The organism is Desulfovibrio desulfuricans, assembly GCF_004801255.1.
Lineage (GTDB): Bacteria > Desulfobacterota > Desulfovibrionia > Desulfovibrionales > Desulfovibrionaceae > Desulfovibrio > Desulfovibrio desulfuricans_C.
Genome location: NZ_CP036295.1, coordinates 873,791 through 900,244, shown reverse-complemented (window position 1 = coordinate 900,244; position 26,454 = coordinate 873,791). Strand labels below are relative to the sequence as shown.

The 26,454-nt window shown below is 59.6% G+C and carries 24 protein-coding genes and 1 tRNA gene; 15 read left to right on the top strand and 10 right to left on the bottom strand.

Going from position 1 to position 26,454, the window contains the following annotated elements; genetic code table 11:
- Positions 1 to 1,063: 1,063 nt before the first annotated feature.
- Complete coding sequence (locus DDIC_RS03645; RefSeq protein WP_136399192.1) at positions 1,064 to 1,486, top strand: hypothetical protein; 423 nt, start codon at positions 1,064 to 1,066, stop codon at positions 1,484 to 1,486.
- A 174-nt stretch (positions 1,487 to 1,660) separates the two neighbouring features.
- On the opposite strand, the gene speA is transcribed toward DDIC_RS03645, so the two are convergent.
- The gene (gene speA / locus DDIC_RS03640; RefSeq protein WP_136399191.1) at positions 1,661 to 3,577 is read right to left on the bottom strand and encodes a biosynthetic arginine decarboxylase; all 1,917 of its coding nucleotides are present in this window, start codon (positions 3,575 to 3,577) and stop codon (positions 1,661 to 1,663) included.
- Positions 3,578 to 3,861: 284 nt separating this feature from the next.
- On the opposite strand from speA, the gene DDIC_RS03635 reads away from it, so the two are divergent.
- Together DDIC_RS03635 and DDIC_RS03630 are read left to right on the top strand one after the other, a co-directional pair.
- The gene (locus DDIC_RS03635; RefSeq protein ID WP_136399190.1) at positions 3,862 to 4,956 is read left to right on the top strand and encodes an efflux RND transporter periplasmic adaptor subunit; all 1,095 of its coding nucleotides are present in this window, start codon (positions 3,862 to 3,864) and stop codon (positions 4,954 to 4,956) included.
- Positions 4,957 to 5,115: 159 nt separating this feature from the next.
- Positions 5,116 to 5,445 (top strand): pseudouridine synthase, encoded by a 330-nt coding sequence (locus DDIC_RS03630; RefSeq protein WP_136399189.1) that lies wholly within the window; start codon positions 5,116 to 5,118, stop codon positions 5,443 to 5,445.
- A 122-nt stretch (positions 5,446 to 5,567) separates the two neighbouring features.
- Here the strand turns inward: DDIC_RS03630 and DDIC_RS03625 are convergent, their stop codons facing one another.
- A complete protein-coding gene (locus DDIC_RS03625) occupies positions 5,568 to 6,374 on the bottom strand; it encodes an exodeoxyribonuclease III (RefSeq protein WP_136399188.1) in 807 nt (268 codons plus the stop codon).
- 161 nt (positions 6,375 to 6,535) lie between these two features.
- Here DDIC_RS03625 and DDIC_RS03620 point away from each other — a divergent pair, with 161 nt between their 5' ends.
- Both DDIC_RS03620 and hflX read left to right on the top strand, forming a co-directional pair.
- Positions 6,536 to 7,123, top strand: coding sequence for an IMP cyclohydrolase (locus DDIC_RS03620; protein WP_136399187.1), 588 nt, complete (start codon positions 6,536 to 6,538; stop codon positions 7,121 to 7,123).
- Positions 7,124 to 7,251: 128 nt separating this feature from the next.
- Positions 7,252 to 8,901 (top strand): GTPase HflX, encoded by a 1,650-nt coding sequence (gene hflX, locus DDIC_RS03615; RefSeq protein WP_136399186.1) that lies wholly within the window; start codon positions 7,252 to 7,254, stop codon positions 8,899 to 8,901.
- A gap of 1,716 nt (positions 8,902 to 10,617) precedes the next feature.
- Here the strand turns inward: hflX and DDIC_RS03610 are convergent.
- Complete coding sequence (locus DDIC_RS03610) at positions 10,618 to 11,292, bottom strand: hypothetical protein (RefSeq protein WP_136399185.1); 675 nt, start codon at positions 11,290 to 11,292, stop codon at positions 10,618 to 10,620.
- 315 nt (positions 11,293 to 11,607) lie between these two features.
- On the opposite strand from DDIC_RS03610, the gene rfbF reads away from it, so the two are divergent.
- The 4 genes from rfbF to DDIC_RS03590 all read left to right on the top strand — a co-directional run bounded on the left by rfbF (position 11,608) and on the right by DDIC_RS03590 (position 15,088).
- Positions 11,608 to 12,372, top strand: a complete 765-nt coding sequence (rfbF, locus tag DDIC_RS03605; RefSeq protein WP_136399184.1) for a glucose-1-phosphate cytidylyltransferase — start codon at positions 11,608 to 11,610, stop codon at positions 12,370 to 12,372.
- A 124-nt stretch (positions 12,373 to 12,496) separates the two neighbouring features.
- Positions 12,497 to 13,612 carry a CDP-glucose 4,6-dehydratase gene (rfbG, locus tag DDIC_RS03600; RefSeq protein WP_136399183.1) on the top strand — a complete coding sequence of 372 codons (1,116 nt, stop codon included), beginning with the start codon at positions 12,497 to 12,499 and terminating at the stop codon, positions 13,610 to 13,612.
- Positions 13,612 to 14,109 carry a dTDP-4-dehydrorhamnose 3,5-epimerase family protein gene (locus tag DDIC_RS03595; RefSeq protein ID WP_247647545.1) on the top strand — a complete coding sequence of 166 codons (498 nt, stop codon included), beginning with the start codon at positions 13,612 to 13,614 and terminating at the stop codon, positions 14,107 to 14,109. Before rfbG ends, DDIC_RS03595 begins: the two co-directional genes overlap by 1 nt.
- A 1-nt stretch (position 14,110) precedes the next feature.
- Complete coding sequence (locus DDIC_RS03590; protein WP_136399182.1) at positions 14,111 to 15,088, top strand: prenyltransferase; 978 nt, start codon at positions 14,111 to 14,113, stop codon at positions 15,086 to 15,088.
- A gap of 120 nt (positions 15,089 to 15,208) precedes the next feature.
- On the opposite strand, the gene DDIC_RS03585 is transcribed toward DDIC_RS03590, so the two are convergent.
- The 7 genes from DDIC_RS03585 to DDIC_RS03555 all read right to left on the bottom strand — a co-directional run bounded on the left by DDIC_RS03585 (position 15,209) and on the right by DDIC_RS03555 (position 21,431).
- Entirely contained in the window at positions 15,209 to 16,126 is a 918-nt protein-coding gene (locus tag DDIC_RS03585; RefSeq protein WP_136399181.1) for a DMT family transporter, read from the bottom strand.
- Positions 16,127 to 16,231: 105 nt separating this feature from the next.
- Positions 16,232 to 17,053: a CatA-like O-acetyltransferase gene (locus DDIC_RS03580; protein ID WP_247647544.1), complete on the bottom strand. Its 822-nt coding sequence runs from the start codon at positions 17,051 to 17,053 to the stop codon at positions 16,232 to 16,234.
- A gap of 39 nt (positions 17,054 to 17,092) precedes the next feature.
- Positions 17,093 to 18,007 (bottom strand): D-alanine--D-alanine ligase family protein, encoded by a 915-nt coding sequence (locus DDIC_RS03575; protein WP_136399180.1) that lies wholly within the window; start codon positions 18,005 to 18,007, stop codon positions 17,093 to 17,095.
- Positions 17,970 to 18,647: an HDIG domain-containing metalloprotein gene (locus DDIC_RS03570; RefSeq protein WP_136399179.1), complete on the bottom strand. Its 678-nt coding sequence runs from the start codon at positions 18,645 to 18,647 to the stop codon at positions 17,970 to 17,972. Before DDIC_RS03570 ends, DDIC_RS03575 begins: the two co-directional genes overlap by 38 nt.
- Before the next feature lie 199 nt (positions 18,648 to 18,846).
- Positions 18,847 to 18,922 (bottom strand) — tRNA-Ala (locus DDIC_RS03565).
- Positions 18,923 to 19,009: 87 nt separating this feature from the next.
- Positions 19,010 to 20,632: a glycosyltransferase family protein gene (locus DDIC_RS03560; protein ID WP_136399178.1), complete on the bottom strand. Its 1,623-nt coding sequence runs from the start codon at positions 20,630 to 20,632 to the stop codon at positions 19,010 to 19,012.
- A gap of 262 nt (positions 20,633 to 20,894) precedes the next feature.
- Positions 20,895 to 21,431 (bottom strand): superoxide dismutase family protein, encoded by a 537-nt coding sequence (locus DDIC_RS03555; RefSeq protein ID WP_136399177.1) that lies wholly within the window; start codon positions 21,429 to 21,431, stop codon positions 20,895 to 20,897.
- A gap of 177 nt (positions 21,432 to 21,608) precedes the next feature.
- On the opposite strand from DDIC_RS03555, the gene DDIC_RS03550 reads away from it, so the two are divergent.
- The 6 genes from DDIC_RS03550 to DDIC_RS03525 all read left to right on the top strand — a co-directional run bounded on the left by DDIC_RS03550 (position 21,609) and on the right by DDIC_RS03525 (position 26,262).
- Positions 21,609 to 22,289, top strand: a complete 681-nt coding sequence (locus DDIC_RS03550) for an RlmE family RNA methyltransferase (protein WP_136399176.1) — start codon at positions 21,609 to 21,611, stop codon at positions 22,287 to 22,289.
- Between the two features lie 32 nt (positions 22,290 to 22,321).
- Entirely contained in the window at positions 22,322 to 23,059 is a 738-nt protein-coding gene (locus DDIC_RS03545; RefSeq protein WP_136399175.1) for a YebC/PmpR family DNA-binding transcriptional regulator, read from the top strand.
- A gap of 246 nt (positions 23,060 to 23,305) precedes the next feature.
- On the top strand, positions 23,306 to 24,121 hold the full coding sequence (locus tag DDIC_RS03540) for an ABC transporter ATP-binding protein (RefSeq protein WP_136399174.1): 816 nt from the start codon (positions 23,306 to 23,308) through the stop codon (positions 24,119 to 24,121).
- A 206-nt stretch (positions 24,122 to 24,327) separates the two neighbouring features.
- Complete coding sequence (mlaD, locus tag DDIC_RS03535) at positions 24,328 to 24,780, top strand: outer membrane lipid asymmetry maintenance protein MlaD (protein ID WP_136399173.1); 453 nt, start codon at positions 24,328 to 24,330, stop codon at positions 24,778 to 24,780.
- 2 nt (positions 24,781 to 24,782) lie between these two features.
- Positions 24,783 to 25,427, top strand: a complete 645-nt coding sequence (locus DDIC_RS03530) for an ABC transporter substrate-binding protein (protein WP_136399172.1) — start codon at positions 24,783 to 24,785, stop codon at positions 25,425 to 25,427.
- Positions 25,417 to 26,262 (top strand): MlaA family lipoprotein, encoded by an 846-nt coding sequence (locus tag DDIC_RS03525; RefSeq protein WP_136399171.1) that lies wholly within the window; start codon positions 25,417 to 25,419, stop codon positions 26,260 to 26,262. The genes DDIC_RS03530 and DDIC_RS03525 overlap by 11 nt, the downstream gene beginning before the upstream one ends.
- Positions 26,263 to 26,454 lie beyond the last annotated feature (192 nt).

Here is a 26,454-nt window from a genome sequence, read left to right as displayed (position 1 = left end):
TTCAGCCGAATACCATTGGTGCAGTGGCGGGTTGAGAATAATGCTTCGCCCCCTCCGCCCCTTCCATTTTACGTTCTAGCGTCACACATATATCTTCAAGCGACGAGCAAAAAGCTACGCGGCATGCACCTCTCTCGCGGCTACCCGCAGCCCAACCCAAATCAAACCGACGGAGACACCCACGCTGCAAGACTCTCTACCCTTTTCTGCAGTAATTTGACTTTTCCCACTCTCGCTGCACCCAGCTCAACCATAAGCAGCAGGTAACTGGCAAGTTAAAAAAGATGCTCGCCACCAAAAGCAGGCCGTCGGGTCGCCTTCCTTATACTCGCCGCAGCGAATGCGAAGGCGATGGCTGCTGTTGGGCTATTTGCAAAATACGCATTTTTCGGCCTGACAAGGAAAAATCCTGTCTTTGAGCGCAGCGTACTCATGTACGTGAGCATCAAAAACAGGATTTTAACGCAGCTCAGGCCAAAAAAGTCGGGTTTGCGTAAATCGGCCCGACGGGCTCACCCACCCCGCCGCTGACGCTCTCCGGCCTTCCTCAGTCTTTTTCTACCATCTGCCCACGGATATTTGCCCCGGCCTGCACCCAGTCCAACCATAAGCAACGGGTAACTGGCACGTTAGAAAAATTCGTTCGCCACCAAAAGCAGGCCGTCGGGTCGCCTTCCTTATACTCGCCGCAGCGAATGCGAAGGCGATGGCTGGTGTTGGGCTATTTGCAAAATACGCATTTTTCCGGCCTGACAAGGAAAAATCCTGTCTTTGAGCGCAGCGTACTCATGTACGTGAGCATCAAAAACAGGATTTTAACGCAGCTCAGGCCGAAAAAGTCGGGTTTGCGTAAATCAGCCCGACGGGCTCACACACCCGCTGATGACGCTCTCCCTGCCCTTTCTCAGTCTTTTTCTACCATCTGCCCACGGATATTTGCCCCGGCCTGCACCCAGTCCAACCATAAGCAACGGGTAACTGGCACGTTAGAAAAATTCGTTCGCCACCAAAAGCAGGCCGTCGCGCCGCCTTCCTTATACTCGCCGGAGCGAATGCGAAGGCGATGGCTGGTGTTGGGCTATTTGCAAAATACGCATTTTTCGGCCTGACAAGGAAAAATCCTGTTCTTGAGCGCAGCGTACTCATGTACGTGAGCATCAAAAACAGGATTTTAACGCAGTTCAGGCCAAAAAAGTCGGGTTTGCGTAAATCGGCCCGACGGGCTCACACACCCGCTGATGACGCTCTCCCTGCCCTTTCTCAGTCTTTTTCTACCATCTGCCCACAGATATTTGCCCCGGCCTGCACCCAGCTCAACCATGAGCAGCGGGGAACTGGCAAGTTAGAAAAATTCGTTCGCCATCAAAAGCAGGTCGTCGCGCCGCCTTCCTTATACTCGCCGGAGCAACGCGAAGGCGATGGCTGGTGTTGGGCTATTTGCAAAATACGCATTTTTCGGCCTGACAAGGAAAAATCCTGTTTTTGAGCGCAGCGTACTCATGTACGTGAGCATCAAAAACAGGATTCTAACGCAGTCAGGCCCAAAAAGTCGGGTTTGCGTAAATCAGCCCGACGGGCTCACCCACCCGCCGATGACGCTCCCCGGCCTTTTCTCAGCCGTGCCTGCCATATTCTACCAAACTAGCTACGCCGCGCAGCCCTACCGTTCAAAATAGGTGTACCCGCGCAGGCCGTCTTCAAATACCTGCATAATGGCAAACCGGTCGCTGGGCGAAATACGCCCCTGCCTCACGGCCTGCTCCGCTGTGCTGCGCAGATCTTCGAGGATGCGACGCGGCTCGTATTCCACATAACTCAGTATATCCGCCACAGAGTCGCCCCTGATTTCGCGCACATACTCGTAATTGCCGTCGTCGCGCACCCTGATGGACACCACGTTGGTGTCGCCCATAAGGTTGTGCAGATCGCCCAGCGTTTCCTGATACGCGCCGACAAGAAACACGCCAAGATAATACTCTTCGCCGTCGCGCACGGGGTGCAGATCAAGCGTGGGCTTCATGCCCTGAGGATCGATAAAATGGTCGATGCGGCCATCAGAGTCGCAGGTGATGTCAGAGATGATGCCCTGCCGCGAAGGAAATTCCTTAAGCCGGTGCACGGGCATAACCGGGAACAGCTGGTCAATGGCCCACGAGTCGGGCAACGACTGGAACACGCTGAAATTGCCGTAATAAATATCCGCAAGGCTCACATCAATATCGGCGAGGTCGCGGGGTATCGTCTTGAGGCGCGTCTTTTCCTGTGCAATGCGCATGATGATGGCCCAGAAAAACCGCTCGGCCAGGGTACGCTGGCGCAGATTTACGCGCCCGGTGGAAAAGAGCTGACGCATTTCGTCGCGGTAGTAGATGGCGTCGTTATAACATTCCTGCAGATTGCGCAGGGTAATGTTGGCAAGAGTTTCGCGCAGGTTCAGCACAGGCTCGGGCGTGCCCTCGGGCAGGTTGTCGGGCAGTTGCACTTCTTCCACCATGCTGACGTCAAGCACGTTGAAGAGCAGCACGGAATAATAGGCCACAGTGGCGCGGCCCGATTCGGTGATGATGTGCGGATGCGCCACATTCTGCTCGTCAAGGATGCTCATGATGGCTTCGACAATGTCGGCGCTGTATTCGTCGAGCGTATAGTTGCGCGACGAAACATAGTTGGTGTGCGAGCCGTCGTAGTCCACCGCCAGACCGCCGCCAAGGTCAAGATACCCCATGGGCGCGCCTTCCTGCACCAGACCCACGTAAAGGCGCGCGCCTTCCATGACGCCTGTACGGATGTCGCGAATGTTGGAAACCTGCGAACCAAGGTGGTAGTGCAGCAGCTTGAAGCAGTCGAGCATGTCGTTGGCCTTGAGCGTGTCCACCACGTCCACAATCTGGGCGGGCGACAGGCCAAAGGTGGAGCGCTCGCCGCCAGAATCGGTCCAGTGGCCGCTGGCCTTCACGGCCAGCTTGGCGCGCACGCCAATGTTGGGGCGTACGCCCAGGGCCTTGCTGCGCGCGAGCACCACTTCCAGCTCGCTGGGCATTTCAAGAACAAACAGCACGTTAAAGCCAAGGCGCAGGGCCTGCAGGCCAAGATCGATAAATTCTTCGTCCTTGTAGCCGTTGCAGACGATGCAGGCCTCGCGGTCGCGCATGAGCGACACTGCCGCGATGAGCTCGGCCTTGGAGCCGACCTCAAGCCCGTGGTGGTATGTGGAGCCGAACTGGGCTATTTTTTCCACAACCTGCTGCTGCTGGTTGACCTTGATGGGAAAAACACCCCGGTACGAACCGGTGTAGTTGAGGCTTTTGATGGCCTTGCGGAACGATTCGTGAATATTGGCAATGCGCGAATCCAGAATATTCTCCACGCGCAAGAGCACGGGCATATCATACCCGCGCTCTTTCAGCCCGGCGATAACGTCTGGTATCGAAACCTGCGGCCCCTTGGGCCCCTGCGGGCAAATCACGACCTCGCCCGCATCCGACACGTCAAAATACCCGGCGCCCCAATTACGGATGCCGTAAAGCTCGATGGAATCCTCCACCCGCCACTGCTGTAATGCGCGGTTTTTTGCCAATTCCTGCTCCTGTAAGCGCCGCTGGCGCATATATATGGTTGATCCGGGCCTGAGACAGGCCGCTGAAGCTGCCGCCGTTCAAAAAAACGACAACAGAGGATTGCCCGAAAAATGCGGCGTAATTATGCCGTGACCGTGCCGAATGTCAATCGTTGCCAAAGGGGGGATAAACGCAGATATAAGTGCATAGCTAACAATCTGCTTGACGCGGCGTGGGGCTTGATTCACGGTCGCACTTGCATTCAATGTCGCGCCAAGGCCGTTTCTATCTTGTGGGGAGTCCCATGAAGCCAATCCACAACGCATTGCCCCTCGTCCCGCTGGTTCTGCTGCTCTTGCTGGCCGCATGTTCACAAGACGACAGCAAAAAAAATACCCCTCCACCCGCGCCAGTGCGGGTGGAATCCATCACGCGCGCCGACGTGCCCCGCCTGCTGCACGCCGTGGGCAACGTGCGCGCCTCTGGTTCTGTTGGCGTAAAGCCGCGTGTTACCGGCGAGATACAGCAGGTGCACTTTACTGAAGGTCAGGACGTGCACGAGGGCGACCCCCTTATCACCATCGACCCCCGCCCCTTTGAAGCCGCCCTGCGCGAAAAAAAGGGCCAGCTGGCCAAGTCGCAGGCGCAGCTTGCCAAGGCTCTGGACGACATGAACCGCTACGGCAAGCTTGTGGGCAACGGCTACGTAAGCCGCGACGCCTATGAAAAAACAGTTACCGACGCCGCAGCCTTGCGGGCTACGGTGCAATCTGACAAGGCCAGCGTCGAGAGCGCCGCCCTTGACCTCAGCTACTGCAAGGTAGTGGCCCCCATCAGCGGGCGCGTGGGCGCGCTGAGCGTGGATAGGGGCAACATGGTTAAATCGGGCGACGCCACGGTTATCGTCACCATCGATACGCTTTCGCCCATTTATGTGAGCTTTTCTGTGCCAGAGTCGCATCTGCCCGTGATCATCGAGCAGATGGGCCAGGGCAATGTGCAGGTTTCCGCTACCCCGGCGGGCGGCAAACCCGAAAAAGGCCTCCTCACCCTGGTGGACAACACGGTAGACACCCGCACCGGCACCATCCGCCTGCGCGCCACCTTTACCAACGAGCTGCGCCGCCTGTGGCCGGGGCAATTTGTGCAGGTCGAGCTGCCCCTGGGCGTGGCCGTGGGCGCTTTGACCGTGCCGACCAGAGCCGTGCAGTCTGGCCGCGAAGAATCTTACGTTTACGTGGTTGATAAAGACAGCCGCGCCAGCTACCGCAAGGTCAGACCCCTGTTTGAACATGCCGACCGCACAGTGCTGGACGGCGAAGTGGCCGAGGGCGAACACATTGTGGTGGACGGCCAGGTGCGCCTTGCGCCGGGCCTGCTGGTCAAGGTGATGGAATAGCGCTGCGGCACGTGTAGCCACAGACGGCACATAACGAACGGTCTGCTTTTTGCATATTTTCGGGCAATACCAACAGGCGGTCAATTTTTCCACATGACCGAAGCGCGCTTGGCGCGAGTGTAATGACGCCCCGATGCGTCAAGCCCGAGGAGATGCCCGATGGAACTGGAATTCCGTTTTCGCAATAATGATCTGGGGCCGGTTTTTCCCACATTTCAGGAAAGGGTCAACGCAATGCTGCCCGTAAACCGGGCGGAGAGCACGCCTGCGGCACCGGCGGCTCCCGCCGACGACGAGGCCGGCACTTCGGCTGCGCCGGTTCTGGAGCAGACAGTCCCCGGAACCCCGCACATGCTCAACTCTGACGAAATGCGCCAGGCGCTCGCCCAGGTCGAGCAGGAGGCCGTGCAGCACAGTCAGGATCTCATTCAGGTACATACCGGCCTGAATGAACAGCGCGTCGCGCGTCTGCTCGGCCTGCTCGATTAGTCGCTTTTCCATATTGCGGTCTGCGCAGTATAAAAACCCGCTTTACCCCCAGGCGTTCATGCGTCGCCTGCGGGGACAAAGCGGGTTTTTTCTGTCTGCAAGGGCGGTTGCCGTCGCACCCGCTAAAACTCCAGGCACAGCCCCACAGGGCAGTGGTCGGAGCCAAAGACGTTATTTTCAATCCAGGCGTCGCGCACCGCAGGCACAAGCTCTTGTGATACAAAAAAATAGTCTATGCGCCACCCGATATTTTTTTCGCGCGCGCGGCTTTTGTACGACCACCACGAGTAGTTGCCCTCGGCCTCGCCGTGCACATGACGAAAGGTATCCACATAGCCCATAGCCGTAAACCGGTCCAGAAAGGCCCGCTCTTCGGGCAAAAAGCCCGTATATTTTTCGTTCTGCTTGGGCCGGGCAAGGTCAATGGGACGGTGAGCGATGTTAAAGTCGCCGCAGACCACAATGGGTTTGCTTTTGCGGCATTCTTCCGCATAGGCCAAAAAGGCCTCGAAAAATCCCATCTTGTACGGCACGCGCTTGAACCGGCCCGTGGGCTTGCCATTATCATCCAGCTCTTCTGCGCCGCCGTTGGGAAAGTATCCGTTGAAAAAGTGAAACTGCGGATACTCCAGATGCAGCAGACGCCCCTCGCCCTGATATTCCGGCTGCGGCAGCTCTATGCTGGCGTTCAGCGACGGAACCTTGCTGAATACCGCCACGCCCGAATAGCCCTTTTTTACCGTGCTCCACGACCAGTGCGATTCCCAGCCTTCAGGCTCGCGCACGTCTTCGCTCAACTGGTCGGGGTGGGCCTTGGTTTCCTGCAGGGCTACAACCTGCGCGTCGGTTTGCGCAAACCACTGCCATTCGGGCTTGCCCGCCACAGCGCGCAGGCCATTGACATTCCATGAAACAAGCTTGAGCTGCATAGTGCCTCCTGGCGCAGCATAGCCTTGCATTTTGACGCGGGCAAGGGGCGCGGGACTGTTTTGCCCGCAACGCATTGCCAGAACGGGCTTTTTGCGTTATAAGAAATACGGCGTATGTACGCCGCCAAACCCTATTTTGGACATTTTTCAAGGAGTCGCTTATGGATATTTTGCCCATTCGTCGCGCCATCTTGAGCGTTACGGACAAGAGCGGCCTTGTGGAGTTTGCCACGTTTCTTACCTCGCGGGGGGTAGAGCTGATCTCTACCGGCGGCACACAGAAGGCCCTTGAGGCGGCCGGTCTGCCCGTCACCGCAGTGAGCACCGTAACGGGATTTCCCGAAATTCTGGGCGGCCGGGTCAAAACCCTGCACCCCAAAATTCACGCGGGCATTCTGGCCAACAAGGACGAGCCCCAACACATGCAGACCCTGACGGAAAAGGGCATCCGCCCCTTTGACCTTGTCTGCGTCAATCTTTACGACTTTGCCGGCGCGGTGGAACGCCACCTGTCGCTTGAGCAGGCCGTGGAAGAAATTGACATCGGCGGCCCCTGCATGCTGCGCGCCGCGGCCAAAAACTTCCACAGCGTTTTGGTGCTGCCCTCGCCGCAGTGGTACACCGCCGCCATGGAAGAGCTGGAAAAAGACACCACCGTGGGGCTTGAATTCCGCCAGATCATGGCATCGCGCGCCTTCGAGGCCACCTCGCGCTACGACGCCCTGATCACCTCGTATCTGCGGCCCTAGGCTGCGCGGCCCCCGCTGACCATACCATTTGCGCACCCGCAGCCGCCCCCTTGGGGAGCCATGGCTGCGGGTGCGACTCAACTTTTCTTTTCCTTCAGGAGCATCCCATCCCAAAACCAGAAGGCAACGTGCAAGGGCTCAAACCGAGCCAGCTTGCAGCACTCACCCGGTTGTTCAACCGCCGTTTTCCGGCGGCAGAAGTCTATACAGTCGATCAGGCGCGGGAACTCTCGCTGCTTTCACGCGCACTGGGCAGGCAGCTAGGGCTGCTTATCGACCGCAAAGGCCGGGTGCAGATGGTTATTGTGGGCGAAGCAGGCAGCATCATGATACCCGAGTTGCCGCGCGGCCGCAGCGGGCAGGAACGCCTGCGCGGTCTGCGTCTGTTGCACACCCACCTCTCGCCTGGCGGCATCAGTCAGGAAGACCTGATGGACATGCTCTTTTTGCGGCTGGACGCAGTGGTTGCGCTCACCGTCAACCCGGTGGGCGAACCAGTGCAATGGCAGGCCGCCCACTTGCTGCCGTCGCCCTCCGGCGGGCAGCCCTATCACATGGACGCCCCGCAACCCTGGGACCGCACAGAATCGCAGTTTGTCGCCACGGCTGAAGCCCTGGAAGAAGAGCTGGCCCGCAAGGCCGAGGACGCCCGCGAGGCCGACGACACGCCGCGCGCCATGCTCGTCTCGGTAAGCACGCAGCCGCGCATCATTCAGGAGCGCAATCTGGACGAACTGGCGGAGCTGGCCCGCACCGCTGGTCTGACCATTGCCGGACGCATGGTGCAGCGCGTGGCGCAGATCAACCCGCGCCTGATCATGGGCAAGGGCAAGGTGGCCGAGCTTGAAGTGCTGGCCCTGCAAGGCCGCGCGGGCATGATGGTGTTTGACGGCGAGCTTTCGCCCGCACAGCTGCACAACCTCGCCGACATCACCGAGCGCAAGGTCATTGACCGCACCCAGTTGATTCTTGATATTTTTGCCCAGCATGCGGTGAGCCGCGCGGGCAAGCTGCAGGTCGAGCTGGCCCAGCTGCGCTACACCCAGCCGCGCCTGGTGGGAAAAAACCGCGCCATGGACCGTCTTATGGGCGGCATCGGCGGGCGTGGCCCCGGCGAAACAAAGCTCGAAACCGACCGCCGCAAAATACGCGAGCGCATGGCCCGTATTCGCAAAGAGCTCGACCAGCTGCGCCGCCAGCGCTCGTTCACCCGCGCGCGCCGGTCACGCCAGGGCATACCGCTGGCCGCGCTTGTGGGCTACACCAATGCGGGCAAATCTACTCTGCTCAACACGCTTACCCGCTCCGAAGTGCTGGCCGAAAACAAACTTTTTGCCACACTCGACCCCACCACACGGCGGCTGCGCTTTCCTGCGGAAAAAGAAATCATCATGGCCGATACGGTCGGCTTTATCCGCAATCTGCCCAAGGAACTCATGGACGCCTTCCGCGCCACACTTGAAGAACTGGAGGCGGCGGACCTTTTGCTGCATGTGGCCGACGCGTCGCACCCGGATCTGCTGCAGCAGATAAGCGCTGTGGAGACCATTCTGGCCGAAATGGAACTGGACCGCATGCCCCGGCTGATGATTCTGAACAAGTGGGATCAGCTGGAAGCCCCGGCCCGCGCGGAGCTTGCGGACGCGTTTCCACACGCGCTGACCATCTCCGCCAGGACGGGCGACGGCTGCAAGGCCCTGCTGGACGAGCTTGAACTGTTGCTGCTGCGGCATCCGGCCAGTCTGGTGGCGACGGATACGCCGACAGTGTTGAATTAGGGACGCCTGCGCGGCGCGGGCTGATTAACTTTTGCCGCCCTTCGGGCACGGTGTTTCGCCCTCCGGCGAAGTTGGGACGCCTGCGCGGCGCGGACTGATTAACTTTTGCCGCCCTTCGGGCACGGATTTTTCGCCTTCCGGCGAAGTTGGGACGCCTGCGCGGCGCGGACTGATTAATTTTTGCCGCCCTCCGGGCACGAATTTTTCGCCCTCCGGCAAAGTTTGGGACGCCTGCGCGGCGCGCGGCAAGGCGGGGCCGGTTATGGGGCTGCGCCCCCTGCGCGGCCCCCCTTGCATCCCCCCCGAAGCACCCCCTAAAGAGCGTTTTCAATTGCCGCCAAACGACGAGGGCACGCGTCTTCTGCTGCGGGAGCTTCCCTCTCTCGCCACGCTCCATCGGGTGATCTCCCTCCGCGACGCGTAATGCCATACCCTGCTTTCGCTCTGGTCAACGTCCGCTTCAGCCGAATACCAACGATAAACAAAATACTTGAGGATGGGGCGGTTTGTACCCTCACCTGACACTCATGGTCTTGTGTTGGAGTTTTATCTGCGTACCTACAACTAACATTGCGTAAATAATTTCGGCACTGGCATAGCACCCCGCCGCTGACGCCGCTCCCCTGCCTTCCTCAGTCTTTTTCTACCATCTGCCCACGGATATTTGCCCCGGCCTGCACCCAGTCCAAACAAAATGAGGCGTATAGCTGGCAAGTTAGAAAAATTCATTCGCCATCAAAAGCAGGTCGTCGGGTCGCCTTCCTTATACTCGCCGGAGCGAATGCGAAGGCGATGGCTGGTGTTGGGCTATTTGCAAAATACGCATTTTTCGGCCTGACAAGGAAAAATCCTGTTTTTGAGCGCAGCGTACTCGTGTACGTGAGCATCAAAAACAGGATTTTAACGCAGCTCAGGCCCAAAAAGTCGGGTTTGCGTAAATCGGCCCGACGGGCTTACACACCCCGCTGACGCCGCTCCCCAGCCTTCCTCAGTCTTTTTCTACCCTCTGCCCACAGATATTTGCTCCGACCTGCACCCAGGCCAAACAAAATGAGGCGTATAGCTGGCAAGTTAGAAAAATTCATTCGCTATCAAAAGCAGGTCGTCGCGCCGCCTTCCTTATACTCGCCGCAGCGAATGCGAAGGCGATGGCTGCTGTTGGGCTATTTGCAAAATACGCATTTTTCGGTCTGACAAGGAAAAATCCTGTTTTTGAGCGCAGCGTACTCGTGTACGTGAGCATCAAAAACAGGATTTTAACGCAGCTCAGGCCCAAAAAGTCGGGTTTGCGTAAATCGGCCCGACGGGCTCACCCACCCCGCTGACGCCGCTCCCCTGCCTTCCGCAGTCTTTTTCTACCCTCTGCCCACGGATATTTACCCCGGCCTGCACCCAGTCCAAACAAAATGAGGCGTATAGCTGGCAAGTTAAGAAAGATACTCGCCATCAAAAGCAGGTCGTCGCGCCGCCTTCCTTATACTCGCCGGAGCGAATGCGAAGGCGATGGCTGGTGTTGGGTTATTTGCAAAATACGCATTTTTCGGCCTGACAAGGAAAAATCCTGTCTTTGAGCGCAGCGTACTCATGTACGTGAGCATCAAAAACAGGATTTTAACGCAGCTCAGGCCGAAAAAGTCGGGTTTGCGTAAATCAGCCCGACGGGCTCACCCACCCCGACAAAACGAAATATTTTCCAGAGACCTCTTGCTGCACGCCCTATATCTTGCTTACACCCTGATTGTCGGCGCGATTTCCCGGCACGGGGGTCGTTTCCGGCGCTTCCCTCGGCGTGGGCGTCACCGGCGCAGGCTTGGCCGGCACCGCAGGAGCCTTCTGCACCGCATACTCGCGGGCCGTGCTCTCCATCACAGCCTGGCCCACCACAAGCCACTTTTCGCCCGTCTTGCGCAGGGCAAGCCAGCTTGTCATGCGGGCAGGCGTAGTAACCTGCGCCACGGCGGCATCGTCGCCAAGCTCGGTAATTTGGGCGTTTTTCAGGCTTTCGGGAACCCACGGGCAATCGGGGGTATCAGCCTTGGAGCACTGCGCCACCAGCTCGCCAGTGCTCACGCCGCGCATATACTGCTTCTGCAGCCGGGCCTGCATATCCACCACGCTGCCCAGCAGATCTTCCATACCGCCCAGCCCAAGCATGCGCCCCATGGAATCCAGCGCATTAAGGGCCTGATCTTCATGAGTCATGTTTTTAATCTGGTTGGTTGCAAAAGGCTTCATGTCCAGTTGCGCCAAAAAAGCCGCGCCGTCATTTTTACTGAGGGCGTCAGCCACATCGTTGAGGGCCTTCTGCGGGCCGGAGGTAACGCAGGCGGCACCCAGCCCGCCCAGCAACAGCACCAGCGGCAACAGAAAAACACGGCGGAACAACTTCATAAATACCTCGCTTGCACACAAAAAAGTTCGGGCGGGATGCGCAATACGCGTCCCACAGTAATGGCATAATCAGCTCGACCGCAACTCAGGTCCCACACTGCGGCCAGCCCACAGCGGGGGTACCCCCGCAGCGCGGTTGCCGTCAGTCAGGCATGCTACCTGTTTATCCTATCCTGCACGGCGGCAAATGCAAAGTGTTGCCCCTGCCGCTGCAAGCCCCCGACCGGGGCTTTTTTTCCTTGCGGCCTTCTGCTACACATGGGCCACACGCCGCGAACGGAATAGGCCATGAAACGCGGCGGCAGGAGGCTTATAATGAAAGTCATCATCATGTGCGGCGGCAAGGGCACGCGCCTGCGCGAAGAAACCTCGGTCAAACCCAAGCCCATGGTTGAGATCGGCGGACGGCCCGTGCTCTGGCACATCATGTCAATCTATGCGCGTTTTGGCTTCAAGGATTTTATCCTGCCCCTGGGCTACAAGGGCGAAGTCATCAAACAGTACTTCCACGACTACAACATCCGCAACACGGATTTTACCGTCGACCTCAAGAGCGGCAACATTACCACCTACCCCAATCCCATTGAGGACTGGCGCGTGACCCTGTGCGACACCGGGCAGGAAACGCAGAAGGGCGGCCGCCTCAAGCGCGTGGCCAAACACATTGACACCGACCGCTTTATGGTTACCTACGGCGACGGCGTCGCCGATATCGACCTCAACAAGCTCATCGAATTTCACAAGCAGTCGGGCAGCATGGGTACGTTTACGGGCGTACGCATGCCCTCGCGCTTTGGCACGGTGCGCACTGATGAGGACGGCAAGATCCTTTCGTGGGAAGAAAAACCCGTGCTGAACGAATTTATCAACTGCGGATTTTTCGTCTTCAAGCGCGAATTTCTTGATTACCTCACAGAAGACGAAGCCTGCGATCTGGAAAAAGAACCCATGCAGCGTCTGGCGGCGGAGGGGCAGCTTTCCATGTACCCGCACCCCGGACAGTGGCAGTGCATGGACACCCTGCGCGACTCCATCAAGCTCAACGAAATGTGGGACGCAGGCAAGGCCTTTTGGATCTAACCGGCTCTTGGCCGGCACAAAACGACAAAGCTTCGGCTGCGGCGCGCCCGTGGCCGAAGCACTCCTTACCGGCTGCCCCCTTTCCGCGTCAGCCAGCGCGCCAAAAACACCATAAGGAACCGACATGTTTGCCAACGCATATAAAGGACGCCGGGTCTTTGTAACCGGGCACACGGGATTCAAAGGCTCATGGCTTGCGGCATGGCTGACCCAGATGGGCGCTGTGGTCGGCGGTTTTTCAGACTGCGTGCCCACCACCCCCTCGCACTATGCGGCCATGGATCTCGGCGCGCACCTCGAAGCCGACATGCGCGGCGATATCCGCGACCGCGAGGGCATGATCAAGGCCATGCGCCAGTTCCAGCCCGACGTGGTCTTTCACCTTGCGGCGCAGGCCCTGGTGCGCAAGTCGTACGACGACCCCGCCATGACCTTTGAGGCCAACATGATGGGCACCCTCAACGTGCTTGAGGCCGTGCGCGCCTGCCCCAACGTGCAGGCCGTGGTCATGATCACCTCTGACAAATGCTACCGCAACGACGAGTGGGTCTGGGGCTACCGCGAAACCGACCACCTCGGCGGGCACGACCCGTATTCCGCATCCAAGGGCTGCGCCGAAATCATCGCCCACTCGTATTTTGAAAGCTTTTTCAAACAAGGCCCCGCCTGCGCCACGGTACGCGCGGGCAACGTCATTGGCGGCGGCGACTGGGCGCTTGACCGCATAGTGCCCGACTGCGCACGGGCCTGGGCCGCCGGCCAGCCGGTGCAGATACGCAGCCCGTGGTCCACCCGCCCCTGGCAGCTGGTGCTCGAACCCCTTTCCGGCTACCTGTGGCTGGGCGCGCGCCTGCTGCTGGGCCTCAACGAGCCCTTCAACCTGCGCGGTCAGGCCTACAACTTTGGCCCTGCGGCGGATGTCAACAATACCGTGGCCGAGGTGGTGGATGCCCTGGCCCTGCACTGGCCGGGCTTTACCAGCGAGATGGACAAAAACGGCCAGGCAGGCATGAAGGAATGCACCCTGCTGAAACTCTGCTGCGACAAGGCGCTGGCGCATCTGGGCTGGAAGGCGACCCTCACCTTTGAGGAAACCATCCGCTACACCGCCGAGTGGTACCACCGTTTCTACAAAGGTCAGAGCGACAAGCAGCCCCAGAACATGCTCGACTTCACCCTTGGGCAGATAGCGGCCTACGTCAACGCTGCAGAGCAGCGCAATCAGATTTGGGTAAAGTAATGAACAAGACAGAAATGACCGCGCAGGATGTTGGCATTGCAGGCGCGTTGTTGCAGCCTCTGGGCGTTATTTCCACAGACGGGGGGCCGGTGCTGCACATGCTGCGGCCCGGCTCGCCCCTGTTGCCCGACTTTAGCAAGGGATTTGGCGAAATTTACTTTTCAGAGGTGTTGCCCGGCCACGTCAAGGCCTGGAAGCGCCACACTTGCCAGACGCAGCATTTTGCCGTGCCCAGCGGCCTGCTAAAGATAGTGCTGTACGACGACAGGCCCGACTCCGCCACTCGCGGGGTGCTGTGCGAGCTGGCCCTGGGCAGGCCCGAACACTACGGGCTGCTGCGCATCCCCGTAAACGTGTGGTACGGCTTTACGGCCATGGGCGACGCCCCGGCGCTTATCTGCAACTGCGCCGATATTCCCCACGACCCTACCGAAGGGCAAAAGCTGCCCCCCAATGATCCGTCCATCCCCTACCAATGGAGCGAAGGAGGCGTATAACATGCGCTGCGGCGACCTTTTGCGCGAGGCCTGGGTTCCACGCCCTGCCGATGCGCCAAAGCTTTCCTTACGCCAACAGGTACGGGCGTGGTGGCAGGCCTGCCGCCCGCCCTTTTTCATTACGGCGGCCATCCCAGTGACGCTGGCGCTGGCCTTGACCTTTCGCCTGCAGGGCGGCGTTGCAGCCGGGCAATGGGCAACCTACGCCCTGCTGCTGGTCGGCTGCTTTATGGGGCTGACCATCGCCAATCTGGCCAACGACCTTTTTGACCACATCCTTGGCGTGGACGGCGGCGACAACATAGGCGGCTCGCGCGTCATCCAGTCAGGCCTTATCAGCCCCCGGCAGCTGAGCGTGGTTCTGCTGCTGCTCACCCCGGCCACGCTGGCTGTGGGCGGCGTGCTGATCATGGGCCTGCCAGCCGCCCTGCGGCCCGCCCTGTGGGCTTTGAGCGTGTTTGCCGTGGGCTCGGCCGTATTTTACGTAGCCCCGCCCATCCGTTACGGACACCGCGCCCTGGGCGAAGTCTTTGTCTGCCTGAACATGGGCTTTATCATGGTGAGCGCCAGCGCCACCCTGCTGCTTGGGCGGTTCGACCCGCGCAGCCTGGCGCTGGCTCTGCCGGTGGGCCTGATGGTGGCTGGGGTGCTGTACTATCAAAGCCTGCCGGAGATCGAAACCGACCTTGAGGCGGGCAAGCATACCCTGGCCAACACGCTTGGCAAGGCGGGCGCATTTTTGATTTTTCGTCTCTGGTGGCCTGCGGTGTGGGTACTGTTGGGCAATCTGTGGGCGGCGGGTCTGGCTGGCTGGCCTGTGGCCCTGTGCCTGCTGGGTGCGCCCTTTTATCTTGCGGCCTGCGGGCGCATCCGCGCCGCTGGCCAAGGCGACTGGCTGCCGCTGGACGCGCACGGGCATCTGGTGCGCAAATGCTATCTGATCAGCGGCGCGGCCCTGATACTGGGCGTGTTGCTGTAGCGTACGCCAGTCAAAATCTAGAGTGGCTGATGAGAGGCCGGTTTTGGAGCTGACGCGGATGTCGGCTGCGGAACCGGCCCTGCCGTATGCTCTGTTGCCCTGCCCCTTGCACGGTTGGGGCTAGCCCCGCAGGGTATTGGCCTTTTTGAGCGCGGAAAAACCGCGCATTTCAGATATCCCCAGCCCCAGCATGGTCAGGGCAATGCCTGCGGCGGCCATAAGCGTAATGCGCTCGTGCAGCACCAGAACCGCGGTAACCACCGTCACCACAGGCACAAGATAGATGTACGCACAGCTTTTTACCGCCCCCAGACGCTTGATGGCGAATGTCCAGGTGACAAAGCACAGGGCCGACGCCCCAAGCCCCAAAAACAGCAGGTTGGCGCTGTTGGTCACATCCGCCAGCCGCTCCAGCCGCCACTGAAAACCCATGAATGGAAGCGCTGGCAGCATGAACAGCAAACCGTAAAAAAAGCAGCGCCGCGTGACCAGCAGGCTGTTGTAGCCAAAGGACATCAACTTGCGGGTAATAATGGAATACCCCGCCCACGAAAGCCCCGCCAGCACAGCCAGCACATCGCCCGCAGGATTGAGCCGCAGCTGCGTGCTGCCGCTGAAGCTGATCAGGCCGATGCCCAGCATTGCCGCCGCAAACCCCAGAAAGAAATTCAGACCGGGGCGCTCTGCCCGCAGCAGCCAAAAAGCCAGCAGACCGGCAAAAAACGGCGAGACAGCCACAATCACGCCCACGTTTGAGGCAAACGTGTAGGTAAGCGCCACATTTTCAAGCAAAAAATAGAGCGTCACCCCGCACAGGCCCGCGCAGGCAAACAGAACCTCCTGCCGCCTGTCGGCAATGCGCAAAAAACGCGGGCAGGCCAGCCAAAGGGCCGCGTATCCTAGCAAAAAGCGAAATAGCAGTATTTCTACAGGCAAAAACGCACGCAACAAGACCTTGGTCGAAACAAACGTTGTTCCCCATACGAGAATACAGATCAGGGCCGCCAAATGCCCTGTCAGAGTTTTGCTGTGCGTCATGAACCCAACCGGATAAAAAGGTGGTTTATCACTGAGCCAGGGGCGGCTGGTGACAAAAATTCCGCAAATTGGTTGGCCCATGCGGAGTATCAGCAGCGTCAGCGCTCAGCGCAGCCAGAGCCTGGCCGCGTTGGCGAGCTGTTGCACGCGGGAGAACAGCCACGAGGTGTGATACCCGTCAGCCACGGCATGGTGTACGCAGACAGACAGCGGCAGCAGCGTTCTGCCGCTCTGCTCATAGTGTTTGCCTGCGCGCAGCAGAGGAAAAAGCATACGGGATTCGGCGTACGTATCCTGTGCAAAAGAAGTAAATGAAAGCCAGGGCAACGAGGATATGGAACAAAAGTTGCCGGGCTTGTCCGGGCGTGCCGTTACCCCGGTTGCGTCGCCATAACGTGCCATGTCTTCAAGCACGCGGCAATAAAATGTGCAAAAATCCGCAGTCCATTCGCTCCATACATCAGAGAAGCTGCAATCGCTCTGATGAAACAGCGTATACACCGGGTTGCAGAACGTCCACCAGCCAAGATTGCCCTCCGCGTCCATCGACAAACGAAAGGTACGGCTCACGTCCTTGCCCGGCCAGCCGCCTTCCGGCAATGGCAAGGGCATCTGCACGCTGCCCCGGCTGTGTTCGCCCTTCGCCGCCGTGGCGTCGGAGCAGCTCTCTGCGGGCGTCGGCTCTCCGTTGACAGCGGCCATGAGCAGATAAAGCAGGCAGGGAAAAAACCTGCGTCCCTCGCGCGCCTGCATCAAGCCGGTTATGTCCACCTGCGCCGTAATGGAATAGCGGCACTTTATTTTATTAAAATAGTAGTCAAAGTACTGGCGTCTTGGCCATGTGCCCAAATCAATGGGCACAAAACGCGCATGACGGTTATGCGGCTGGTCGCCCAAACCGGCTGGATGGGACAACGCTTCAGACATTGAAACTCCCTTGCCCTCCGGCATCGGCAATCCAGGCTGTCAGCCGCGAGCCTGCCCGGCCATGCCCAGCTCTATAAGGCGCTCGAGCAGCTGGCCAAAATCCATGCCCACCGTGCGGGCCTCGCGAGGCACAAGGCTTGTGGCTGTCATGCCCGGCAGCGTGTTGACCTCAAGGATGGTCAGGCTGTCGTCCGGCCCCAGAATAAAATCTGCCCGGCTGTAGCCGCGCAGGCCAAGCGCCCTGTGAGCGGCCAGCGCAAGCTCCTGCACGCGGGCGGTCAACTCGGAGCTGATGGGCGCGGGGCATATTTCACGCGCGCCGTCTTTGGCGTACTTGCTCTCGTAGTCAAAAAAGTCGCCAGCCACGGGTTCAATCAGGATAGGCGGCAGGGCCGTGTCGCCCAGGATGCCGCAGGTCACCTCGCGTCCGGCCAGCACAGGCTCCATGATCACTTCATCGCCCGCCGCAAAAATGCCCCGCAGCACGGCGTCAAGTTCTGCCCTGTTGGTGGCGCGGCCCATGCGCAACGACGAGCCGCCCGTATTGCTTTTGACAAACAGCGGGTAAGCCAGCGCAGGCTGCCAGCCCTCGGCGGGCGGGCAGGGCAAAAACTCCCAGTCTGCCGTGGGCAGCCCGGCGTGCCGAAAAATCTGCTTGGCGGCGCTTTTGTTAAGCGCAAGAAAAGACCCCGCAGGGCCGGACCCCTGATAGGGGCAGCCCACGCGTTCAAGCATGGCCTGCACCAGACCGTCCTCGCCGGGCGCGCCGTGCAGGTTGATAAGCGCAAAATCGTGCCCTTCCGCAGTGGAAAGCAGGCTGTCAAAGCCTGAAAGCAGGTCAAAAAACGTTACCGCGTGGCCGCGCTCCGCAAGCGCCTGCTGCATGGCGCGCGCGCCGTTGAGCGAAACCTCGCGCTCAGTCGACCACCCGCCCGCAATCAAAAGAATTTTCATGTAGGGTCCATCCCAGCTGCGCCTCAAGGGCGCTTTCAATATTTTTTCCCTGTCTGTAGGCCACGCCGATGCCCTCGCGTGCGGCCTCAGTGCGGCCATAGCGCTCAAGCAGGTCTTCATAACGTTCTTCAAGCGTAACGCAGACGTCGTGCCTGACGCGCTTGTCCGCATAGATGACAAAAAACGGCAGGGAGCAGATGTCCGGCCCTTGGGGCAGGGCCCACGGCCACCAGACGTGCATCATTACTCCTTGGGCAATGGCGTAGTTGCCGGTTTCGGCCACCGCCCAGGCCGCGCCTACCTGCGCATGGCTGCCGCCGTGTTTGACGCAGTAGGTTTTGGCGATGTCGTGCAGCAGCCCACCAGCCCGCACCTCGGGCACGTGCACGGCAAGGCCCATGTCGGCTGCGCGCTGTGCAAGAACCGTAGCCACATGCGCCACCAGCAGCGAATGCCGCCGGATATTGGGCAGCATGGCGTATTTGTCCCACAGGGCAAAGCAGGCGGCATCGCCGGGTACCGGCCGCGGAGCGCAGGTACGGCAGAGCGACGGCAAAGGGGGCAGATCGGCCAGAGGACGATTGCTCTCTGCCAGGGGAGGCTGCGGTAGGCGGGGCTGCGCGGCGGAGGTGATGTTCATCCCGTAAGTATGCCACCGCACTATCAGGATGGCAAGATTACCCTGCCCTCATGCGATACGACCGCGCCCGGCGCAAAAAAATCGGCACTGCCTGCCAGGGGGGCTTGTCCCCGTCTTTGGTGTAGAGCCCAATATGTGTACAAGATGATGTGTACAAAAATTAAGGGGTCACGGAATAACCCGTAACCCCTTGATATTGTGGTGGAGAAGAAGGGATTTGAACCCTCGACCCCCGCCTTGCGAAGGCGATGCTCTCCCAGCTGAGCTACTTCCCCACAATGGAAAGCGTAACGCAGGAAATGACCAATAGGCAAAACAGCCCGGTTTGTCAAGCAGTTCCGCTTACAACCCCTGCCCGCCGTTCAGTCCAGCGTCTCCAGTATCCGCATGATGCGGTGCTCATAACCGTGACTGGCCCGCAGATGCTCGCGCCAGGCCCGGCGCAGCTCCAGCGCGGCATGGGGATGCGCCTTGAACCAGGCGCATCTTTCCACAAAGTCCTCCGGCCCCCGCAGCCGTATGGGGCTGGTCAGATCATCCGGAAATATATCGAGTCCCCTGGTCGCGTCACTGAGCAGCAGACCGCCGCTGGCCCAAACGTCAAAAGGGCGCTGGCTCAGGCTATGCGGCAACAGCAGACTGGTCACGTTGAGCACGGCCTGCGCATGCGCGTAGCAGGTGGGCAATGCCGTGTAATAATCCACCGGCGGCAGTATCTCCGCACCGGGCAGCAAGGCCTTCCAGCCTTCGTCGCCGATCACGCGCAGCCCCTGAGGTTTGCCCGCTCCCGCCGCCAGCAGCCAGCGCCGCCGGTTAGCCTGCGCGCAGCGCTCCGCCCCAAGACCGGGCCGCCGCACGTCGTAGCCCGGCCACAGGCTCGCGCCAAGTTTGTCCAGCCACCAGAAAAAATGCGGCGCGTCCTGCGGGCCCGTGCTGCGCGCAAGCACGCTGGCTGCCTCAGCCTCCATCTCTGGCGGTACGCTGGCTGCCGCAAAAAAACGCTCTTTTTCAGGAAAGGCCGACCGCCCCACAAACAGCGGGGGCTCAAGCCGTGCTGGCAGCCCATTGAGCTCGCGCCACATATGCGGGGCCACAGCCAGAGGCAGATAATGAACCCGGCCCGCCCCCTGGGTTTTGAGACCATCCGCAAAGCTGGCGTCTGTCACATAGATATGGGCATCTTGCCACCAGGGCAGCCGCAAGCCCGACAGCACATGCCAGGGATTGTCCACAAACCACAGCGCCACGGGAATGCCAAGGGCGCGGCAGAGATGAAAAATTCGCCCTTCCGCATCCAGACCCCGCAGATTTACCGAAAGCAAAAACGCAGGTTTGGCTTCCGTCAAAAACGCGGCCCAACGGGCGGCAAAACCGGTCTGCCCTGCAGACTCTGCATAGCTGGCAGAACCTGCAGGTTGCGGCAGAGCTTCCATCACCGGGCCAAATCCACACTGTTCAAGCGCGCTGCGCAACTCCTGATGCAGCAGTTGCCCGCTATTGCCGGGCAGCAGTACGGGGCCGCGTGCCGGGGCAGCAGGGTCAGCGCCGGGCACCCGACCAGCCGGGGCAACACTCCCCCCGCCTTGCGCGGCCTCCACCCTGCCCAGCAAAGCCCCCCAAAAATGGGGATCAAGGCGCATCCCCGGCGCGTAAAAGCAGCAGCGACAGCCTGCAGCCAGTTCCACCGCCTGTGCAGCCGTTACCTCGCACCATCCCTCAGGCAGCGCCTCGCGGGGCGCAAGGCCCGCCTGTTCCCGCGCAGCCTGCAATGCGCTGGCAATGCGGGGAGATTCCAGCCAGTATACTGCCACTGCCCCCGCAAGAAAGGGTAGATTCTGCGGTTGCCCCGGCCCCAGGCCCAGCAGTAATATGGAATTTCCCAGGCCCTGACAGCTCCAGGCCTCGGGGGCATCGGGCAGACTGAGGCTTCGCCCGGAAAAATCAGGCAGGCTGATCCGTTTGGGACGCGTAGGTTGCTCAAGCATGAATCCCCCAACTACTATGGTACTTTTGCAAGCCCGTCGCCTGCGGACAACGAAAAAGCCCCGCCGCGGCAAGCTGACGGGGCCATTTTATAAAAGGTCTATGTTTATGCAGGTTAGGCCCGCCGCATGACATCCTTTAGGGACAACCGCATATTGGCCTGCTACGGGTAGAATCGCAAGCCCATGCTGCTGCGGGGTATGCGCTCAGATGTTCAGGTAGCCCACGCTGATACGCCGCAGCGTGGCAATGCCACGCTCTACGCTACTGGATAACCCCGCAGGCGATGCGCGCTCCGCCGCCGCCCAGAGGAGCGGGCTGGTCGGCATAATTGTCGCCCCCGGCGTGGATCATGAGCGAGCGGCCCTTGATGTCGGCGGTGGTCAGGTCAGCCACATGCAGCCTGGCCTTGACGTTTTGCTGGGCATCGGCGGAGATAAGGGGCAAATCGCCCTTATGTCCATGTTTGCCGGGGCCTTCGTGCTTACCTGTGTGCATGGGGTCGTAGTGACCGCCGGCGGCAAGACCCGCCACATTACTGCCGTCCTTGGCCGCCGGGGCGCACGAAGGGTTTTCGTGCACATGCATGCCGTGCTCGCCAGGCGCGATACCGACGATGTCTACCGTAATATCCATGCCGCCCTTGCCGTCGTCGTCAAAAACAACAGCGCCTATGGCCTCGCCCACCCCTTCGGCACTGATTTTATTTACCGGGACCTTAATACTCTCTGCCAATACTGTCTGCGCGCCAAGGCCAAGCGCGCACCCCGCAAGACAAGCTGCCAACAGAATCCGTTTCATAACGACTCCTTAAAAGTGACAGTGCAACATCAAAGAACTTAAAACTTATTAATAAACTATCCTGATAAATCCCCCAGGTCAACCGCTCCAGCAATATTTATGTCCCGCCAATATTGGCCACATTGCGCACTTGGCGAACGCAAGAAAAAAGGATACGGTTACCTGTTGGAATTTACCATGAAAGAATACAGAGACCATTATTTCCTCAAGGCCAAGCGCGAAAACTACCCCGCGCGCTCGGTCTACAAGCTTAAAGAGCTTGACTCCAAGTTTCACCTGCTGCGCCCCGGCCAGCGGGTTCTTGATCTTGGCGCTGCTCCCGGCTCGTGGTCGTTGGGCGCGGCGGAAAAGGTAGGGCCGCGAGGACTTGTGCTTGCCTGCGACATCCAGAGCACCGATACGGATTTTCCACAGCAGGTTACCTTTATGCAGGAAGACGTGTTCAACCGCTCTGCGGCGTTTGAAGCACGGCTCGCGCAAATGGGGCCCTTTGACATTGTCATCAGCGACATGGCTCCGCGTACCACAGGCACACGATTTACCGACCAGGCCCGCTCGCTTGACCTTACCGTCGAGGCTCTGGCCGTGGCCTGCCTGCACCTTAAAAAGGGCGGCAGCTTTGTGGTCAAAATTTTTATGGGGCCAGATATTCAGGAGCTGCTTGCGCCCATGCGCAAGGCTTTTGACGCGGTCAAGTCATTCAAGCCCAAAAGCTCGCGGGCCGAAAGCAAGGAAACTTTTTTTGTAGGCCTTGGTTTTCGCGGTCAGGCGGGCGTTGCCCAACCGGCGCTCATACCGGGCGGAGCAGACGACGCGTCCTCTCTGGACGTAGCCGACGATGCTCCGCCGGGCATATAAACTTATACTCTATACAAGGTTTCGGAGGTTTTATGTCAGGTCACAGTAAATGGGCCAATATCCAGCACCGTAAGGGTCGCCAGGACGCCAAGCGCGGCAAGATTTTTACCAAGGCCGCCAAGGAAATCATCATCGCTGCCAAGGGCGGCAGTGACCCGGTGGGCAACTCGCGTCTGCGCGCGGCCATTGCCGCGGCCAAGGCCGTCAACCTGCCCAAGGACAAGATTGAGGCGGCCATCCGCAAGGGTACGGGCGAAGACGCGGGCGGCGACCTGACCGAAACCTTCTACGAAGGCTACGGCCCCGGCGGCATTGCCATCATGGTGGAAGTGGCCACTGACAACAAAAACCGCACCGTGGCCGAAGTTCGCCACCTGTTCACCAAGCACGGCGGCGCCATGGGCGAAAACGGCAGCGTGGGCTGGATGTTTGACCGCAAGGGCGTCATTGAGGTGGACAAAAACGCCTACCCCGAAGACAAAATTATGGAAGCCGCCCTCGAAGCCGGCGCCGACGACGTCATTGACGACGAAGACGTGTGGACCATCCACACCGCCATGGCCGATTTTACTTCGGTGCGCGACGCGCTCGAAGCCGCGGGCATAGCCATGCTGGAGGCCGAGCTGGCCATGATTCCGCAAAATCTTGTGGCTGTTAACGCCGACATGGGCATGAAGGTGCTGCGTCTCATGGACGCCCTGGACGACAACGACGACGTCCAGAACGTCTACGCCAACGCCGACTTCCCCGACGATATGCCCACCGACTAAACCCATATTGCAGGCGGGGCGCGCCCTGCCTTACATGTTGGCGCAAATCATGCTGGGCATTGCGCGGCGCAGCCATCCAGCAAAACGGATACAGCCGTGCGGCGGGTACAGCCTGCCGCACGGCTCAGCAGCACTTGTTCCTCCTGTCCCCTTGCGTTAAGCTGCCTTACGCCACAGACGCGGTCACACGGCAGATGCGGCGCTTCTTATTGCAACAGACACAACACCGAGGCACGGGCGGTATTCATGCAGGCATGGGACATTGAATTTCGGGCTCTCAACGTAGGCTACGGCGAGCACGTGGTGCTGCGCGACGTTAACGCCGTGCTCCCCGGCGGCAAGGTTTCCGTGATTCTTGGCGGCTCCGGCTGCGGCAAATCAACCCTGCTGCGCCACATTATCGGCCTCTCGCGCCCGCAGGCCGGGCAGGTGCTTATAGGCAACCATGACCTTTTTGGCCTGCCGCAAAAAGAATTTCGCCGCATGCGCCGCCACATGGGCGTGCTGTTTCAGGACGGCGCGCTGTTGGGGGCTCTCTCGCTGGTGCAAAACGTCACCTTGCCCCTTACGGAGCACCTCAACATTTCCAAAGACCTTGTGCGCGAGGCGGGCCTGAGGGTGCTGCGCATGGTGGGGCTTGAGGATTTTGCCGATTTTTACCCCAACCAGCTCTCAGGCGGCATGCGCAAACGCGCAGGGCTTGCGCGGGCCATCGTGGCCGAGCCGCGCATCTTGCTGTGCGACGAGCCTACATCGGGCCTTGACCCCATTACCGCGGCCCGCATGGACGAGCTGCTGCTCTCCATGCGCAAGCAATATGCCGACATGTCGGTGGTTGTGGTCAGCCACGACCTCGACAGCCTGCGGGCCATAGCCGACCATGTGCTTGTGCTTGGCGACGGGCGGGCGATTTTTTCCGGCACGCTGGCCCAGCTTGAAGCGAGCGACGACCCGTACCTCAAACAATTTTTGCGGCGCGAAGCGGGCGACACCACGTCCGCCATGCACGACGCCCCCGACCCGACGGTGCGGCAGGCGCTTGACCGCTGGCTGGCATCATAATTTGCCCGACCTGCAATAAAACAGTGGACGATCAGGGCCACAACAGAATAATTGCTATGTGTGCGTCTCTGCGGCAGAGTTGCCGTGCAGCCCCATGGGGTCGTGCAGGTAACCGGCCCCGTCGCGGGACTTGAAACTTTGCCATGGCGCACATATACTGTCATTGGATCTTATTGCCGATTTATTTGTGGAGCAGCCAAAATCTTATGAGCACTGTTCGTGAAACCGCTGTAGGCCTTTTTGTTTTGCTCGGCCTCTTGTGCGTCGCATATCTGACCATCAAGCTGGGCAAGATGGAAGTTTTCAGCCAGCAGGGATTTGAACTGTCCGCCAATTTCGACTCAGTCTCCGGCCTGCGGGTGGGAGCGGATGTTGAAATGGCAGGCGTGCCCGTGGGCCGCGTCATCAGCATCGTGCTTGACCCAGACCCTGTGCGCAACCAGGCCCTGGTGCGCCTGCGCCTCGACAAAGACCTGAAACTTTCCGACGACAGCATCGCCTCCATCCGCACCAGCGGCCTCATTGGCGACAAGTTTGTCAGCCTCTCGCGGGGCGGCTCCGCAAGCGTACTTGCCGCCGGCGACACCATCACTGAAACGGAATCTGCCGTTGATCTTGGTACCCTCATCGGCAAATACGCCTTCGGAGGAGTCAAATAACAATGTCCATTCAAGCGATTACACGCCATATAGTTTTGGGGTTTCTGCTTGTTCTGCTTACGGCGGCATTGCAGTGCGCTCCCGCGCAGGCGGCCTCGCCAGCGCAGCTGACGCTGGAAACCTCCATTAACCGCATCCTCGGGTCCATTAAAAACCCGGACTACGTCAACCCTGCAACGCGCGGCCCGCTGCGTCAGCAAATCGAAGATGAAGTTTTGCACATCTTTGATTTTAAAGAATTTTCTTCGCGCACGGTGGGTCCGCGCTGGTCAACGTTCAGCCCCAAGCAACAGCAGCAGTTCAGCGACGCTTTTGCGGAACTGCTCATGAATACCTACCTGAGCAAGATTGATGGCTACAACGGCGAGCAGGTTGTTTACACGGGCGAGGTTACTTCGCCCAAGGGCGACCGCAGCGAAGTACGCACGATCATTACCATGAAGGACTCCAAAAAAGTTCCTGTGGCCTACCGCATGCTGCCCAAGGATGGCACATGGTTTGTTTATGACGTACTGATTGAAAATATCAGCCTGGTCAAAAACTATCGCACCCAATTTCAGGACATTCTGAACAACGGCAACCCTGACCAGCTTATAGCCAGGGTCAAGGCCAAGGCGCAGGAGGTTCGACAGGGTAATGGCCAGTAACTTTTCATCAATCTTGCCGGGTCAGCTGTGTGTTACCGGCATCCTGCTGGCGGCGCTGCTGTGCATGTGGCATGCCCCTGCCGGGGCCGCCACGAGCCAGCCCGCCGCACCGTCCACAGTGTACGGCAACACCCCGCAGTTCCAGCCGGGGGCGATCATCGTGACCCCCTACGGCACAATGCGCTCGGACAATACCCTGGACGACTACGACAACGAGCCAGCCCAGAGCGTTTCTGACCCCATTGAACCCTGGAACCGGTTCTGGTTCCATTTTAACGATATTTTCTTTCTCTACGTTGCCAGGCCAGCCTATAGCGCATGGGAAACCGTCACGCCGTACCAGTTGCGCGCAGGGTTGAAAAACTTTTTTTCCAACCTGCTGTTTCCTGTGCGGTTTGTGAACAATATTTTGCAGTTCCGCTTTTTTGAAGCGGGCGTTGAATTTGGGCGCTTTGTCATCAACACTACGTCCAGCGCGGGCTTTGCCGATGTGGCCAAGGGGCATAAAACCATTGTACCTGTCGACCCCACAGGCGAAGACCTTGGTCAGACTCTGGGGCGCTGGGGCCTTGGACACGGATTTTACATCGTATGGCCCATCATCGGCCCCAGTTCCGCACGCGATACCGTCGGACGCGTGGGCGATCTTTTTGCCGACCCCATGTTTTACCTGCAGCCCACGGAGCTGAGCCTCGGCGTTGCAGGTGGATTGCGCTTTAACGCTCTGGGCGACGTGCTGCCCCTCTACGAGGATCTCAACACTGTGGCGGTCGACCCCTATATCGCCATGCGCGAGGCCTATGTAAACTTCCGCAAAGCGCAGGTCATGCACTAGACCGCTGCACGGCAATCTGAATGCAAGCCCCCGGCATGAAACAGTACAGTTTTACGCCGGGGGCTTTTTTGCTCCTTCAAATTCATCTATACCGCCTGGCGGGCACATGGTTTAGCCCCCCCGTCGAAGCTGCTACGCCTGCTCGGCGCAGGGTACCGCGTTGCTTCCATCTGCCATTGAGCTGTCCGCTGC

What these genes read in the sequence shown, in the direction of transcription:
- DDIC_RS03645 (WP_136399192.1), top strand. Translation starts at nt 1,064, where the DNA reads ATGGCTGGTGTTGGGCTATTTGCAAAATACGCATTTTTCGGCCTGACA.
- DDIC_RS03635 (WP_136399190.1), top strand. Translation starts at nt 3,862, where the DNA reads ATGAAGCCAATCCACAACGCATTGCCCCTCGTCCCGCTGGTTCTGCTG.
- DDIC_RS03630 (WP_136399189.1), top strand. Translation starts at nt 5,116, where the DNA reads ATGGAACTGGAATTCCGTTTTCGCAATAATGATCTGGGGCCGGTTTTT.
- DDIC_RS03625 (WP_136399188.1), bottom strand. Translation starts at nt 6,374, where the DNA reads ATGCAGCTCAAGCTTGTTTCATGGAATGTCAATGGCCTGCGCGCTGTG.
- DDIC_RS03620 (WP_136399187.1), top strand. Translation starts at nt 6,536, where the DNA reads ATGGATATTTTGCCCATTCGTCGCGCCATCTTGAGCGTTACGGACAAG.
- DDIC_RS03610 (WP_136399185.1), bottom strand. Translation starts at nt 11,292, where the DNA reads ATGAAGTTGTTCCGCCGTGTTTTTCTGTTGCCGCTGGTGCTGTTGCTG.
- rfbF (WP_136399184.1), top strand. Translation starts at nt 11,608, where the DNA reads ATGAAAGTCATCATCATGTGCGGCGGCAAGGGCACGCGCCTGCGCGAA.
- rfbG (WP_136399183.1), top strand. Translation starts at nt 12,497, where the DNA reads ATGTTTGCCAACGCATATAAAGGACGCCGGGTCTTTGTAACCGGGCAC.
- DDIC_RS03595 (WP_247647545.1), top strand. Translation starts at nt 13,612, where the DNA reads ATGAACAAGACAGAAATGACCGCGCAGGATGTTGGCATTGCAGGCGCG.
- DDIC_RS03590 (WP_136399182.1), top strand. Translation starts at nt 14,111, where the DNA reads ATGCGCTGCGGCGACCTTTTGCGCGAGGCCTGGGTTCCACGCCCTGCC.
- DDIC_RS03585 (WP_136399181.1), bottom strand. Translation starts at nt 16,126, where the DNA reads ATGACGCACAGCAAAACTCTGACAGGGCATTTGGCGGCCCTGATCTGT.
- DDIC_RS03580 (WP_247647544.1), bottom strand. Translation starts at nt 17,053, where the DNA reads ATGTCTGAAGCGTTGTCCCATCCAGCCGGTTTGGGCGACCAGCCGCAT.
- DDIC_RS03575 (WP_136399180.1), bottom strand. Translation starts at nt 18,007, where the DNA reads ATGAAAATTCTTTTGATTGCGGGCGGGTGGTCGACTGAGCGCGAGGTT.
- DDIC_RS03570 (WP_136399179.1), bottom strand. Translation starts at nt 18,647, where the DNA reads ATGAACATCACCTCCGCCGCGCAGCCCCGCCTACCGCAGCCTCCCCTG.
- DDIC_RS03560 (WP_136399178.1), bottom strand. Translation starts at nt 20,632, where the DNA reads ATGCTTGAGCAACCTACGCGTCCCAAACGGATCAGCCTGCCTGATTTT.
- DDIC_RS03555 (WP_136399177.1), bottom strand. Translation starts at nt 21,431, where the DNA reads ATGAAACGGATTCTGTTGGCAGCTTGTCTTGCGGGGTGCGCGCTTGGC.
- DDIC_RS03550 (WP_136399176.1), top strand. Translation starts at nt 21,609, where the DNA reads ATGAAAGAATACAGAGACCATTATTTCCTCAAGGCCAAGCGCGAAAAC.
- DDIC_RS03545 (WP_136399175.1), top strand. Translation starts at nt 22,322, where the DNA reads ATGTCAGGTCACAGTAAATGGGCCAATATCCAGCACCGTAAGGGTCGC.
- DDIC_RS03540 (WP_136399174.1), top strand. Translation starts at nt 23,306, where the DNA reads ATGCAGGCATGGGACATTGAATTTCGGGCTCTCAACGTAGGCTACGGC.
- mlaD (WP_136399173.1), top strand. Translation starts at nt 24,328, where the DNA reads ATGAGCACTGTTCGTGAAACCGCTGTAGGCCTTTTTGTTTTGCTCGGC.
- DDIC_RS03530 (WP_136399172.1), top strand. Translation starts at nt 24,783, where the DNA reads ATGTCCATTCAAGCGATTACACGCCATATAGTTTTGGGGTTTCTGCTT.
- DDIC_RS03525 (WP_136399171.1), top strand. Translation starts at nt 25,417, where the DNA reads ATGGCCAGTAACTTTTCATCAATCTTGCCGGGTCAGCTGTGTGTTACC.